The 13,006-nt window shown below is 68.8% G+C and carries 14 protein-coding genes; 3 read left to right on the top strand and 11 right to left on the bottom strand.

The window, feature by feature from the left end:
- Positions 1 to 23 precede the first annotated feature (23 nt).
- From ACXJJ3_RS23505 to ACXJJ3_RS23530, 6 genes are all read right to left on the bottom strand, one after another.
- Positions 24 to 1,214, bottom strand: a complete 1,191-nt coding sequence (locus ACXJJ3_RS23505; protein ID WP_458163988.1) for a Fic family protein — start codon at positions 1,212 to 1,214, stop codon at positions 24 to 26.
- Between the two features lie 43 nt (positions 1,215 to 1,257).
- Positions 1,258 to 2,301: a DNA polymerase IV gene (locus ACXJJ3_RS23510; protein ID WP_458163989.1), complete on the bottom strand. Its 1,044-nt coding sequence runs from the start codon at positions 2,299 to 2,301 to the stop codon at positions 1,258 to 1,260.
- 18 nt (positions 2,302 to 2,319) lie between these two features.
- Positions 2,320 to 3,114, bottom strand: coding sequence for an ABC transporter permease (locus ACXJJ3_RS23515; protein ID WP_458163990.1), 795 nt, complete (start codon positions 3,112 to 3,114; stop codon positions 2,320 to 2,322).
- Positions 3,111 to 3,923 (bottom strand): ABC transporter permease, encoded by an 813-nt coding sequence (locus tag ACXJJ3_RS23520; protein WP_458163991.1) that lies wholly within the window; start codon positions 3,921 to 3,923, stop codon positions 3,111 to 3,113. Before ACXJJ3_RS23520 ends, ACXJJ3_RS23515 begins: the two co-directional genes overlap by 4 nt.
- A complete protein-coding gene (locus tag ACXJJ3_RS23525) occupies positions 3,920 to 4,909 on the bottom strand; it encodes an ABC transporter ATP-binding protein (protein ID WP_458163992.1) in 990 nt (329 codons plus the stop codon). Before ACXJJ3_RS23525 ends, ACXJJ3_RS23520 begins: the two co-directional genes overlap by 4 nt.
- Positions 4,910 to 5,176: 267 nt before the next feature.
- Positions 5,177 to 6,022 (bottom strand): NmrA family NAD(P)-binding protein, encoded by an 846-nt coding sequence (locus ACXJJ3_RS23530; protein WP_458163993.1) that lies wholly within the window; start codon positions 6,020 to 6,022, stop codon positions 5,177 to 5,179.
- A gap of 59 nt (positions 6,023 to 6,081) precedes the next feature.
- On the opposite strand from ACXJJ3_RS23530, the gene ACXJJ3_RS23535 reads away from it, so the two are divergent.
- Positions 6,082 to 6,903, top strand: coding sequence for an alpha/beta fold hydrolase (locus tag ACXJJ3_RS23535; protein WP_458163994.1), 822 nt, complete (start codon positions 6,082 to 6,084; stop codon positions 6,901 to 6,903).
- Here the strand turns inward: ACXJJ3_RS23535 and ACXJJ3_RS23540 are convergent.
- Complete coding sequence (locus ACXJJ3_RS23540; RefSeq protein ID WP_458163995.1) at positions 6,900 to 7,364, bottom strand: N-acetyltransferase family protein; 465 nt, start codon at positions 7,362 to 7,364, stop codon at positions 6,900 to 6,902. The genes ACXJJ3_RS23535 and ACXJJ3_RS23540 overlap by 4 nt on opposite strands.
- A 23-nt stretch (positions 7,365 to 7,387) precedes the next feature.
- Between ACXJJ3_RS23540 and ACXJJ3_RS23545 the strand changes: the two genes are divergently transcribed.
- Complete coding sequence (locus ACXJJ3_RS23545) at positions 7,388 to 7,798, top strand: PaaI family thioesterase (protein WP_458163996.1); 411 nt, start codon at positions 7,388 to 7,390, stop codon at positions 7,796 to 7,798.
- Here the strand turns inward: ACXJJ3_RS23545 and ACXJJ3_RS23550 are convergent, their stop codons facing one another.
- A complete protein-coding gene (locus ACXJJ3_RS23550; RefSeq protein ID WP_458163997.1) occupies positions 7,799 to 9,700 on the bottom strand; it encodes a penicillin-binding transpeptidase domain-containing protein in 1,902 nt (633 codons plus the stop codon).
- A gap of 222 nt (positions 9,701 to 9,922) precedes the next feature.
- Here ACXJJ3_RS23550 and ACXJJ3_RS23555 point away from each other — a divergent pair, with 222 nt between their 5' ends.
- Entirely contained in the window at positions 9,923 to 10,252 is a 330-nt protein-coding gene (locus tag ACXJJ3_RS23555) for an L-rhamnose mutarotase (protein ID WP_458163998.1), read from the top strand.
- On the opposite strand, the gene ACXJJ3_RS23560 is transcribed toward ACXJJ3_RS23555, so the two are convergent.
- From ACXJJ3_RS23560 to ACXJJ3_RS23570, 3 genes are all read right to left on the bottom strand, one after another.
- A complete protein-coding gene (locus ACXJJ3_RS23560; RefSeq protein ID WP_458163999.1) occupies positions 10,249 to 10,941 on the bottom strand; it encodes a pirin family protein in 693 nt (230 codons plus the stop codon). The two genes, ACXJJ3_RS23555 and ACXJJ3_RS23560, sit on opposite strands and share 4 nt — an antisense overlap.
- Positions 10,942 to 10,946: 5 nt before the next feature.
- Positions 10,947 to 11,462, bottom strand: a complete 516-nt coding sequence (locus ACXJJ3_RS23565; protein WP_458164000.1) for a DinB family protein — start codon at positions 11,460 to 11,462, stop codon at positions 10,947 to 10,949.
- Positions 11,463 to 11,564: 102 nt separating this feature from the next.
- Positions 11,565 to 12,965: a trypsin-like peptidase domain-containing protein gene (locus ACXJJ3_RS23570; RefSeq protein WP_458164001.1), complete on the bottom strand. Its 1,401-nt coding sequence runs from the start codon at positions 12,963 to 12,965 to the stop codon at positions 11,565 to 11,567.
- Positions 12,966 to 13,006 lie beyond the last annotated feature (41 nt).

The raw sequence follows: 13,006 nt of genomic DNA on the forward strand, positions 1-13,006 counted from the left end.
GGACGCCGAGCTGAACAGCCTGGTCAGCTGCGACGGCCCGAGCGAGCGGCGAACGCGTCGAGAGTTGTGATCACCTCACGAGCGATCCATGCGCGGTCGCGCTTCCCGGTTGAGACCTGCTTGAGGATCTCGGCCTCGACGAGCTGATCGACGGCACGTCGTGCGGCCGGCTGCGAGATATCAAGGTGCTGCTGGACGTGCGCGACCGTCAGTGCCGGCTGGCGGAGTAGATGTGGCAGCAGGCGGCGAGCCGCCGAACCTTTCCGCGAGGGCAGGGTCTGCTGCCAGTCGTCGTAGATGCCGATGAGGTCGCTGACCAGCCGTCGGCCGTTGCCTACCGCGGCGAACGACGCACGGGTGAACTGCGTGATGATCGGCGCCGGATCACCCTCACGGTAGGAGCCGAGCGCTGTGAAGTACGCGGGGGTGTCGGTGAGTAGGCCTGCCGAGATCGGAACAGTCAGGCGTCGAGTCACACCTGACCTGCGGAGCATCGCGTGCACCGAAGTCCGGCCCGTCCGTCCGTTGCCGTCGTTGAACGGGTGGATCGTCTCGAACTGGGCGTGCGCGATCGAAAGCTGTGTCAGGACGGGAATGTCCGTACGTCGGCAGAAAGCGATGAGGTCCTCGAGGAGCGCTGGGACGCGCTCCTGCCGGGGTGGGACGAACGTCGCGGTGTGCGGAGTCGGCCCACCGCCGATCCAGACCTGCCCCTCCCGGACCAGTCCCGGGCGGGCGTAGGACTGATCGTGCATCAGGGCGCGGTGTGCGGCGAGGATCGAATCGACGCTGAGGTCGTCGGCGAGACCGATCGCTTTCTGCATGGCGTCGACGTTGGCTGCGACCAGACGGGCGTTCTGGCCGGCGGATTCGTTCAGCGTGGCGATCGCCAGCGCCTTGGCTCCTGCTGTGACGCCTTCGATCTGCGACGACGAGGCTGACTCGGTACGCAGCAGGACGACGGCCAGCGGCGCGAGTTCACCGTCGGCCGCCGGAAGCGATGCGGCCAGTTCGGCGTCGAACCGGGAGATCTCGATCAGCGCATCCTCGGCCGCGGCGGCAACGTCGGGCGGGATGTCGAACCGCAAGTCGGCGATGTCCGGCGGGATCGACGCGAGGTACGAACCCTGCGCCTCGGCTCGCTCACGCCGAGACATCGGCTGCTCGACCGTGTCCCACTCGCAACGCTCCCAGCCGACAGATAGTTGGTTCACGTCGCCCACTGTATAACCTTGTTCAAATAAAGTTATATAGCGCTTAGGCTAGCGGGACGAACTCGACGCGGACGCCGAGGAGGCGGATCGGGCGGCGGAGGTCGAACTTTTCCAGCAGGGTGAGGGCGGTGGTGGCGATGACTTCGGGGTCCTGGGTGGGGGAGGGGAGTTTGCGGCTCTTGATCGGGGTGTAGAAGTTCACGAAGCGGAGTTTGACCCATACGCGTTGGATCGTGCGGCCTTCGGCGACGACCTCCTGGGTGACCTCGACGGCGATGCGGTGGAGTTCGCGGGCGACCGAGTCGTGGTCGGGGAGGTCGGTGGGGAAGGTTTCCTCGTGGCTGCGGGAGACGGGTTCGCGGGGGACGTCGGTGAGCTGGGTGTCGCCGAGGCCGCGGCCCAAGGCGGCGTACCAGGTGCCCATTTTGGGGCCGAAGCGTTTCTTCAGGGTGTCGACGTCGGCGGCGGCGAGTTCGGCGACGGTGTGCAGGCCGAGTTCGTTGAGGTTGTGTTCCATCCGGGCGCCGATGCCCCACAGGTCGCGGACCGGGCGGTGGTCCATCACCTCCCGCCAATTGGCCGCGGTGAGGCGGTAGATGCCGGTGCGTTCGCCGGCGGCCTTCGCGAAGTTCGTGGCGAGTTTGGCGCGGGTCTTGTTGTCGCCGATGCCGACGCAGCAGGTCAGTCCGGTCCGTTCCTCGACGGCGGCCCGCAGGTCGGTCGCCAGTTTCTCCGGGTCGTCGGTCTCGGCGCCGACGAAGCACTCGTCCCAGCCCCACACCTCGACCACGACCGGGAACGTCCGGAGCGTGTCCATCACCTCGGCCGACGCCGCGTCGTACGCCGCCGGATCCGACGGCAGGAACACCGCATCAGGACACTTCTTGTACGCCGCCCGCACCGGCATCCCGGAGTGGACGCCGAAGGCGCGCGCCTCGTACGACGCGGTCGCGACCACCTGTCGTGGCAGGGTCGGGTCGCCCTGACCACCCACCACGACAGGCAGCCCGCGAAGTTCAGGCCGGCGCCGGATCTCGACGGCCGCGATGAACTGATCCATGTCCACGTGCAGGACCCACCAGCTCATACCTCACAGGTAACCACATCAGCTGGACGCACTGGAGTACGTCAGTATCCCGCGCCGCCAGACGAGCCGTACCAGCAGCAGCCCTGCCACGGACAGCCCGATCCCGAGCGCCACCGGTGACCACCCGAGGTCGCCGGCCAGCGCCCGGACCGGGAACGTCGTCGCGAACGCCACCGGGAACGCGAACGTCAGGAACGTCCGTACCGCCACCGGGAAGAAGACCAGCGGGTACCGCCCCGCCTCCACCAGGCTCAGGAACACGATCCCGATCGGGTTCACCGACTGCAGCCAGAAGGCCAGGAACGCCAGCGCCGACCACACACACGTCAGCAGCACCAGCCCGCAGCACATCAGCACCAGGGCCTGCAGGACCTGCCCCGGCCCGAAGCTGATCCCGGCCTGCACCAGCCCGATCACGAGTACGACGATGCCGCTGGCAACGTTCGTCAGCTCCGCGACGTTGATCCACCGCAGCGTCAGGTAGAACTGGCTCGACACCGGCCGCAGCAGGACGCCGTCCAGCTCGCCCTCGGTGAGGTACGTCGTCATCCGGTTCAGGTTCGGCGCGACGAATGTGGCGATCAGCCCGGTGACGATCTGGAACACGCCGACCAGCGCGATCACCTCCGCCCGCGACCACCCGTGCACGTCCGACGTGAACCCGAACAGCAGCAACGTCGGCACGATCCCCAGCCCGAGCTGCACCAGCCCGACCAGCAACGTGGTGAGGAAATGCGCCCGGTAGTGAGTCTCCCGGACGACGGCCTGCAGGAAGAACCGCCGCCACAGCTTCACGTGCAACCAGATCCTCATGCGCCCACCGCCGAGTACGCGCGGATACCGGCCGCCCACACGACACGGGCCAGGACGCCGAGTACGACGACGTACCCGAGCTGGAAGCCGAACCCGGCCAGCAACTCCCGCCCGGTCAGCTGCCCCGCGACGATCTCGACCGGGAACGACACCGTGTACCGGAACGGCTGGTGGTCGACGAATCCGCGCGACCAGGACGGCATCAGCACCAGCGGTACGACGGCACCGGACAGCACGCTCGAGACGATCACACGGGCCTGCACCAGCGCGCTGACGTCGTCCATCCAGAACGCCAACGACGCGATCAGGATGTCGATCGTGAACGTCAGCATCGCGCCGAGCACGATGCTGACCGCGAACAGCACCCAGCGCCCCGGGCCGGCCGGGATGCTCATCGAGTCCCGGAAGATCCACCACACGATCCCGATCATCGGCACCAGCGCGATCAGCTTCAGGAACTTCTCCGACAGGTTGTTCGCGACGAATCCGACCAGCAGCGACGCCGGCCGGATCATCCAGCTGGACAGCTTCCCGAGCCGGATGTCCTGCGCCAGGAAGCCGGCCATCCACGACGAGGTCGCCATCGTGACGAAGCCGAGCAGCACGAAGTACGTCGTCACGTACCGCTCGTCGACCGGCAGTTGCGCGCCGCTCGCCAGCGCGGTCCGCCAGATCAGCAGCGAAATGATCGGCACGCAGATGTTCGCGAGCATGAAGATCACCCACGCCGCGCGGTACACGGACTGCTGCGCGATCTCCGCCGCCGTCATCCGCCGGACGACGCGGAGGTTCCGCGTGACCGTACTCATGACGCATCGCCGAGCGTGCTGCGGTGCAGGAACAGGTCGCGCATGATGTCCTCGATGTCCGCGTCCGCGACATCCAGGTCGACGAGCGGGCCGAGCTTGATCAGCTGCTCCAGCACCGCACCGGCGCGCTCCCGGTCCGCCTCGAGTTCGACGGTGGTGCCGGAGACCGACGTCACCCCGTCGAGTCGACCGGCGTCTACCAGGGTCGCGTACGTCGCCCGCACCAGCTTGCGCGGGCGCGCCGTACGGACCAGGTCGTCCAGCCCGCCGTCGAACTGCATGCGGCCGTGGTCGATGATCATCACCCGCGAACAGAGCGCCTCGATGTCGTCCATGTCGTGGCTGGTGATCAGGATCGTGGTACCGCGGAGCCGGTTGACATCGGCCAGGAACGAACGGACGCGGGCCTTCGCGACCACGTCGAGCCCGATCGTGGGCTCGTCCAGGAACAGGATCTCCGGGCCGTGGACGAGCGCGGCCATCAGCTCGAGCTTCATGCGTTCACCGAGCGAGGTCTTGCGGACCTGGACGTTCAGCAGGTGCTCGACGTCGAGCAGCTCGGCGAGTTCGGCGACGTTGCGGTCGAACTCGGCGGTGGACAGGCCGTACATGTCCTTGTGCAGCAGCAGGCTCTCCATCGCCGGGACGTCCCACCACAGCATGGTCTTCTGGCCCATCACCAGCGCGATCCGGCGCAGGTAGTCCGGTTTGCGGTCCGACGGCGTGTGGCCGAGGACGTCCAGGTCGCCGGAGGTCGTGTAGAGCAGACCGGACAGCATCTTCAACGTCGTCGTCTTGCCGGCGCCGTTCGGGCCGAGCAGTCCGACGACCTCGCCGCTGCCGATCGCGAACGAGATCTTGTCGACGGCGAGCCGGGTCTCGTACTTGCGTCGTACCAGGCTCAACAGCGCGCCGCCGAGTCCGGCGCGCTGTTGATGGAACGTGTAGGTCTTCGTCAGGTCGCGTGCCGAGATAACAGGCGTCACGGAATGCACCGCTTTCGAGAGGAGTGTCGGGACCGGGCAGCGTCAACGCGTAAACGCGCAGAGCGCAGGCCGCTCACTTCGCCGAGCGAGATCAGCCGGGCGGACACGAAGGCCCGTCCCGGCTACGCGGTCCGGTCCGACCGCGAGTGCTGGGTTCGAATCAACCCTTATCTCGGCGAGATGTCGACATCGCTCCCTGTGGGTCCTTCCGACGTGCGGCTGCCACCCCCACGGTAATCCGCTCCGGAAAGCGTCGTCCAGCGTGTTTCAGCGTTGGAACGCCTGCCGGTGAGCCCCGACCCAGTCCGCGAAGGTCCGTGCCGGCCTCCCCAGCACCTTCTCCACGGTGTCGGTCGCGTCCGCGCCCAGGTCGCGCGCGTACCGCTCCATCAACGCGTTCGCGAACCCCTCCGGCAGCCCGTTCGCAACCATCCCGCGGACGGCAGCCGCAGCCGGCACCTCCTCGAACCGCAGCGGGCGCCCGAGCGCCGTCCCGAGGACCTCCACCAGTTGCCGCTGACTCAACGCCTCCGGCCCCGTGATCGCGAGCCGCTCCCCGTCCCACCGGTCGTCTACCAGCACCTCGGCCAGCACGGCGGACAGATCCGCCTCGTCGATCAACGCCTCGGCAAAGTCGCCGTACGGCGCCCGCACGACATCGCCGGCCCGGACCTGCCCGCCGTACAGCCCGATCGCGTTGGCCGCGAACGACGTCGGCCGTACGGCGACCCACGGCAGCCCGCCGGCGACGACCGCCGCCTCGACCTCCCGGTTCCGGTCCCCGTTCCACCGCGACGGCTGCAACGCCGGATCGTCGTCGACGTTGATCGCCGACATCACCACCACCCGCCGTACCCCACGCTCAGCCGCCAGCGCGACCAACTCCCCGGCCCGCTCACCCACCGCCCGCGGGTGCACGAACAGTACGTCGACGTCCTTCAGCGCGGGCGCCACGCTGTCCGGGTCGCCGAGGTCCGCCGCGAACCGCTCGACCCCGGCCGGCACATCCGTCACGGACCGCCCGACCACCCGAACCGCCGCCGCACGCCCGACGAGCGCCGCAACCAGCGGCCGCCCGACCGTCCCCGTCCCACCGGTGACCAGAATCATCATCCACTCCCAAGTATGAGTTCCATATATTATGATTTCCATACTAGCCACGAAGGAGACCGATGAACGAGCTCGAGCTGTCCGCCGGCACCCTCCAGTACGTCGACCGCGGGACCGGGCCGGCCGTCGTACTGCTGCACGGACTCCTGATGGACGCGTCGCTGTGGGACGACGTGATCGCGGACCTGTCCGCGGACCACCGCTGCCTCGCGCCGACGCTGCCGTTCGGCGCGCACCGGGTGCCGATGAACGCAGACCTCTCGCTCCCGGGGATCGCCCGCCTGGTCGGGGAGTTCCTCGACCGGCTCGACCTGGAGGACGTCGTACTCGTCGGCAACGACACCGGGGGAGCTGTCGTTCAGCTCGTCCTCCGGGACCACCCGAAGCGGGTCGGTCGGGCGGTGCTCGCGTCCTGTGAGGCGTTCGGCAACCTCCCGCCCGGGCTGACGGGGCGGTCGCTCGCTTTGTCCGGGAAGCTGCCGCCCGTGCTGTTCGGGGCGTTCATGCAGCAGCTGCGGGTGAAGGCGATCCGGCGATCGCCGCTCGCGTTCGGGACGTTGACGAAGCGCGGGGACGCGGCGACCGCTCGGTGGATCCGGCCGGTGCTCGAGCAGCCCGAGATCCGTGCGGAGACCGTACGGATGCTGCGGGCGGTGTTCGCGGATCGGCGGGTGCTCGAGGAGGCCGCGCCGGACCTCGCGCGCTTCGACCGGCCGGCGCTCGTGGTGTGGGCGGCCGACGACCGGGTGATGCCTCTCGACCACGCCCGGCGTCTCGCCGACCTGCTGCCGCGGGCCGAGCTCGAACTGGTCGACGACAGCTACACGCTGATCCCGCTGGACCAGCCGACCCGGTTCGCGGAGCTGATCAGGCGGTTCGCCTAAAGGCTCTTGCGCATCTGTTGCGAGGTCACGACGTACCCGAGGGAGTCGTACAACGAGATCGCCGTCGTGTTGTCGCCGAAGACGTTCAGCTCCAGGTCGGAGTATCCGCGGCGGCGGCACTCCTCCTCGGCGGCGAGCATGATCGCCCGGCCGTATCCTTTGCCGCGCTGAGTGGCCGCCACCTCGACGCCGTACACGAACGGCATCCGCGCCTTTGTGCTGATCCACAGCGTCCCGACAGCTATGCCGTCGGCGACCGCGGTCCAGAGCAGTTGCTTCTCGGTGTCCGGACCGTTCGGCAGCAGCTTCTCGGTCTCGTCGTACGAGATCTTCAGCGCCTCTTCCGCGGTCAACCCCCGCGCCGGCCCGATCGCCGCCGCGAACTTGGTCGCGAGCTGTTCCTTGAACTCCGGATACTCGCTCTGGCTCATCGGGCGAAGCTCCACCGTCGGCGTACTCACCCACTGACCATAGTCTGAGCGGCATGGAGTTGACGCTCGAGGTGGCTCAGAAGCTGTTGGCGACGCAGCCGTTCAGTGTGTTGGTCGGGGCGCGGGTGACCGCGTTCGGCGACGGCGGGGCGACGCTCGAGCTCGACATCCGCGAGGAACTGCAGCAGCAGAACGGGTTTCTGCACGGAGGCGTGCTGAGCTACGCGGCCGACAACGCGCTGACCTTCGCGGGCGGTACGGCGTTGGGTCCGGACGTGCTGACCGGTGGGTTCACGATCAACTACCTCCGCCCGGCGCAGGGCGACGTACTGCGAGCCGTCGCCAAGGTCGCGCATTCGACCAGCCGGCAGGCGACGTGCACCTGCGAGCTGCGCACGCTGGACGGCGACACCGAGACCCTGTGCGCGCTGGCCCAGGGCACGGTGATCGCCGTCCGTAGGTGACTACTTGAAGCTGGAGAGGAAAGTCTTGAGGATCGGGCCCGCGGTGTGCGAGCCGGACGCGCCGCCTTCGACGATCACCGCGAACGCGACGTCGCCGCGGTAACCGGCCATCCACGCGTTCGTGGTGACCTTGCCGCCTACGACTACCTCGGCGGTACCGGTCTTGGCCGCGACCGTGCCGCTCCCGGCAAGGACGCTCGCCGTACCGCCGGTGACCGTCGTCCGCATGAACGTGCGGAGCGCCGCCACCGTCGCCGCGGGCAGCGGGGACGCCGCCGGGCCGGCCGCGTCCTTGCCCTCCACCAGCACCGGCTTCATCGCCGTACCGTGGTCGACCGCCGCGGCGACCAGCGAGATCGCCAGCGGGCTGGCGGTGACCGTGCCCTGGCCGATCATCGACGCGGCCTCCTCGACGTCGTCCTTCGGCGCCGGGACCTGACCGCCGTACGCGCCGATCGACAGGTTCAGCTCGCGGCCGATGCCGAACATCGCGGCGGTCTTCGTCATCGCGTCCTTCGGCAGCTTCGCGTGCTGCGAGATGAACGCGGTGTTGCAGGACTCGTTGAACGCCTTCTGCATCGTGCCGGCGCCGTACGCGGTCAGACCGTCGTAGTTCTTGAAGGTCTTGCCGAACACGTTGATCGTCGGCGTGCACGGCAGCGGCGTCGTGGTGGTCTCACCCGCACCGAGCAGCGCGGCGGAGGTGACGATCTTGAATGTCGAACCCGGCGCGTACCGCCCCTGGAAGGCGCGGTTGTAGCTGCTCGGCTGCGGACCGTTCGCCGCGGCCAGGATCTGCCCGGTCGACGCCTGCACCGCGACCAGCGAGGCCGGCAGCTTGCTGGTCAGGAGCGCGGCCTCGGCGGCCTTCTGCATGTTCGTGTCGAGGGTCGTCTTCACCGGCTTGCCGGCGGCGCCCTGCTGGCTGAAGACCGTCTTGATCGTCATCTTGGTCTTGCCGTCCCGCAGCGTGACGGTCCCGCCCGGCGTACCGGCGAGCTGCTGCTGGAACGCGTACTGCAGGCCCGTCGTGCCGACCTGGTCCTGCGCCGACGCCGTCGGGCCGGCGTTCTTGAGCGTGTCCGCGGTCGCGGTCTTCATCGTGCCGATGATCGACTTCGCGAACGTCGCGGTCGGCGGCAGCGACTGCGTCCCGCCCATCGTCAGTACGCCGGGCAGCGCCTGCATCTTCGGCCGCAGCGCCGTCCACTCCTCGGCGCGGATCGTGATCGCGTCCACGAACTGCCCGGCCGGGGCCGCCTTCGCCCGCGCGGCCAGCTTCGTCCCGTCCACCTGCAGGTACTTCGTGAACGCCGCGTACGTCGCCGCGGTCGCCGTCGTACCGGAGGCGACGCCGACGATCACGACCTGCCGGTTCGCGGTCAGCGCGACGCCGTTGCGGTCCATGATCGACGCCCGGGCCGGCAGCGCCCGGACCCGCTTCAGGTAGTTGTTGTCGCCGAGCCCCGGGTAGATGGTGTCGCCGGACGCCTTGATCTTCCAGGTGTCACCGGTCTTCACCGCGGTCGCCGTACTGGTCCACTTCATCGTGCCGATCCCGCGCAGCTGCGCTTCGACGGCGAGGTTCTGCGTGCAGTTGCTGCCGTCGGAGCACTTCGGGTTGTCCTGCGGGGTGACGGTCACGGTGTTCGCCACCAGCGCACTGTCGACGTCGTCGAGGCGCTTGGCGAACACGGTCGGGTTGTCGGTGAGCGCGCCCGCAGCATCCGGTTTCCCGTTCGGCGCCCACGCCTTGACCCAGGCGTCGGCGAACTGCTTGATGACCGCTCCGGACGCCTTCTGCTCGTCGTTCCCGGAGCCTCCGCCGCCGGATTTGCTGTCCGAACAACCAGCGGTGATCAGCAGACTACTCAGGCAGACGATCGCAGTGGTTCGCTTCACGTTCCCAACTCTCGCACGACGACGGATGGACACCAGGACACGGCCTTCGGCGTGTGGCTACCTCGGAAAACCTACTCAACCTCGCCAAGTACGACGCCCGCACCGGCTGCGGAGTTGGCCGGAGAGCCGCTGCGAATCGGGACCAAGACGATCGGCGAATTGGTCTGCCGGAATCTGGAACCGCGTTCCACGGCCGCCCCGCGCGGCGTATTCTGCTCGTTTGTGACCCGCCTTGCGCTGCACAGCCGCCTGATCCCCGGAACCGAAGAGGCCTACGAGACCGAGCACGCCCGTGTCTGGCCGGAACTGATCACGGTGATGCACGCCGCCGGGATCAGCGACTGGTCGATCTGGCGCAGCGGCCGGGACCTGTTCCACCTGGTCGAGTCCGACGACTACGAGTCGGCGGTCGCCTACCTCCGCGACAACCCCACCGACCAGCGCTGGCAGCAGCACATGAGCCAGTTCGTCGAGGGCTTCGCCGAGAACCCGGAAGGCGTCGCCGGCCAGTCCCTGCGGCACGTCTGGACAATGAGCGAGCAGCGCGACTAGTACATCTCCCAGACCAGTACTTCGGCCCCGCCCGGCCCGGCGGTGAGACGCCCGCCGTCGTCGGTCAGCCGGACGGCGTCCGCGGTCCCGAGCGCGGCGTCGTCGAGGGCCGCCGTACCGGTCGCGACGAAGAGATGCAGGTACGGCGCGGCCGGCAGTTCGACCGTGCCGCCCGGGCCCAGCCGTGCGACGGACATCCCCGCCGCGGGCTGGTTGATCCGGATCGCCGTCGACGCCGCGTGCTTCGCGAGACCCGACGCCACCGGCACGAGCTCGCCCGTCGACAGGTCGAGCTCGGACTGTGCGTACGACGGTGGCAGGTCGAAGCGGTCCGGGCGGACCCACATCTGGACGTAGTGCACCGGGTCGGCGCCGTCGTTCCACTCCGAGTGCTGGATGCCGGAGCCCGCGGTCATCCGCTGGGCGAGTCCGGGATGTACCTCGCCGCTGTTCCCCTGCGAATCCCGGTGCGCCAGCGCGCCCCGCAGTACCCAGGTGACGATCTCCAGGTCCTGGTGCGGATGCGTGCCGAACCCGGTGCCGGGGGCAACCGTCTCGTCGTTGTGCGCGAGCAGGAAGCCGAACCCGACGTTCGCCGGGTCGTAGTGCGGGCCGAACGAGAACGAGTGCCGCGAGTCCAGCCACTCGCTCGCCGTCCGGAAACGCTCGTCCGCCCGATGGATCTCCACAGGCTCTAGTAATACCCCTTGTTCCCGTCCAGCAGCTCCCGCATCGCGTCCAGGTGCCCCACGTGCCGGGCGGTCTCCTCGACCATGTGGAGCAGCATCCAGCGCAGCGTCGCCTGCGCGGACCTGAAGTCCGGGTTCTTGCCGACGTCGTCCAGCGAGTGCGCCGCGACGATCTCGTTCGACTGCGTGCACTGCGCCTCGTACTCGTCCAGCAGCTGCGCGAGCGGTACGCCGGTGATCCGCATGTCGGCGTCCTCCGGCTCCTCCACGAACTGGAGGTTGCCCTCGGACGACTCGCCCAGGAACAGCACGTTGAACCAGCAGTGCTCGGTCCACCGCATGTGCGACACCAGCCCGGCCGGCGTCATCAGCGGGGAGTCCGGCAGCACCGCCCGGTACTCGTCGGCAGCGGCCAGGCCCTCCAGCTTCCAGCGCACCAGCGCGCGCTGCTGATCCAGCCAGCCGACCAGCTGTGTCCGCTCGTCCGCGACCAGCGGCGGTCGCTCCCGGGAGAAAGTCATGCCGGTGACCGTAGCCAATTCCCGCCGCCGTCGCAGTGCAATAAAAACGGACTGCGCCGCTCGGTGGGCGGCGCAGTCCGGTCTACTGGGTGTGACGCTCGATCAACCCGTCGGGTTCCCGTTGTCGGAGCCGAGTGTTGCGGTGATCGTCTGCGTCTTCCCGTTCCGGGTGATGGTGAGCTTCACCTGATCGCCCGGGCGGTGCGAGCGGACCGCGGCGACCAACGCGTCCCCTGACGCGATCGCCTTGCCGTCCACAGCGGTGACCACATCACCTGACTGCAGACCGGCCTTGCCCGCCGCACCGCCGGACGTGACCTCGCCGAGGCGTGCTCCGTTCGTGAGCCCGTCGGAGGACTGCGCGTCGCCGACCGTCACTCCGAGCCGCGCATGCGTGGCCTTGCCCTTGGCCACCAGCTCGTCGATGATCGGCTTGGCCTGGTCGATCGGGATTGCGAAGCCCAGGCCGATGTTCCCGCCTTCGGATTGTCCCGATCCGCCGGCGGTTTTGATCGCGCTGTTGATACCGACCACCTGGCCGGCGAGGTCGATCAGGGCGCCGCCGGAGTTCCCCGGGTTGATGGCGGCGTCCGTCTGGATAGCTGGGAAAACCGTCGTACTGTCCTGCTGCTGGTCGCCCGAGGTCACCGGCCGGTTCAGCGCCGAGACGATGCCGCTGGTCACGGTCGCCTCCAGCCCGTACGGCGAACCGATCGCGACCACGCCCTGCCCGACCGCCAGCTTCCCGCTCTGGCCGAGGGTGGCCGGCGTCAGGCCGCTGGTGTTCGCGTGGATGACCGCGAGGTCGGTGAGCGGGTCGGTGCCCTTGACCGTGGCCGGTACCGTACGGCCGTCGTTCAGGATGACGGTCAGCGTGGCGCCCTGCCCGGCGCCGGAGACCACGTGGTTGTTCGTGACGATCAGGCCGTCCTTGCTGATCACGATGCCCGACCCGGTCGCCTCCCCCTGCTGGCTGGCGACCGCGATCTTCACCACGCTCGGCAGCATCTTCGCGGCCGCGCTCTGCACGGTGCCGTCCGGTGCCGACGCCGGGGCCGCCTGGGTGCCGTTCAGCGGGGCGGTCACCGACGGGGTGTTCGTGCTGTAGTCGTTGCTGGCCGAGTACACGGCCGCACCGCCGACACCGCCCGCGGTACCGACCAGCAGCGCGGTGAGCGCGACCGCGGCGAGCCCGAGGCGACGCTTCGGCTTCGGGTCGGTGGTAGTGGTCTGCTGCGGACCGAGGGGCCAGTTCGGGCCCGGAGACGTCCCCTGATGCGTCCCCGGCCCGAACTGCGGGTAAGAACCCCCACCTGCGGGGTACTGGCCCTGCCGCTGCCCCTGCGGCCCCGAGTCCAGCCGCGGCTGCCCGCCCTGCGGCGCGTAGTGCTGCTGCTGATGCTGCCCGTACATCGGCAGCTGCTGCGTCCGCTCCGGCTCTTGCGGTCCCTGAACGTTCTGGCCGGGTTGCGGCTGCGGCTGCTGCGGCTGGTTCTCGGTCATGGCAGGTACTTTGTCGGCCGGACCTGAAAACCGCCTGAAGA

It is taken from the genome of Kribbella sp. WER1 (assembly GCF_054189145.1).

What these genes read in the sequence shown, in the direction of transcription:
- ACXJJ3_RS23510 (WP_458163989.1), bottom strand. Translation starts at nt 2,301, where the DNA reads ATGAGCTGGTGGGTCCTGCACGTGGACATGGATCAGTTCATCGCGGCC.
- ACXJJ3_RS23515 (WP_458163990.1), bottom strand. Translation starts at nt 3,114, where the DNA reads ATGAGGATCTGGTTGCACGTGAAGCTGTGGCGGCGGTTCTTCCTGCAG.
- ACXJJ3_RS23520 (WP_458163991.1), bottom strand. Translation starts at nt 3,923, where the DNA reads ATGAGTACGGTCACGCGGAACCTCCGCGTCGTCCGGCGGATGACGGCG.
- ACXJJ3_RS23530 (WP_458163993.1), bottom strand. Translation starts at nt 6,022, where the DNA reads ATGATGATTCTGGTCACCGGTGGGACGGGGACGGTCGGGCGGCCGCTG.
- ACXJJ3_RS23535 (WP_458163994.1), top strand. Translation starts at nt 6,082, where the DNA reads ATGAACGAGCTCGAGCTGTCCGCCGGCACCCTCCAGTACGTCGACCGC.
- ACXJJ3_RS23545 (WP_458163996.1), top strand. Translation starts at nt 7,388, where the DNA reads ATGGAGTTGACGCTCGAGGTGGCTCAGAAGCTGTTGGCGACGCAGCCG.
- ACXJJ3_RS23565 (WP_458164000.1), bottom strand. Translation starts at nt 11,462, where the DNA reads ATGACTTTCTCCCGGGAGCGACCGCCGCTGGTCGCGGACGAGCGGACA.
- ACXJJ3_RS23570 (WP_458164001.1), bottom strand. Translation starts at nt 12,965, where the DNA reads ATGACCGAGAACCAGCCGCAGCAGCCGCAGCCGCAACCCGGCCAGAAC.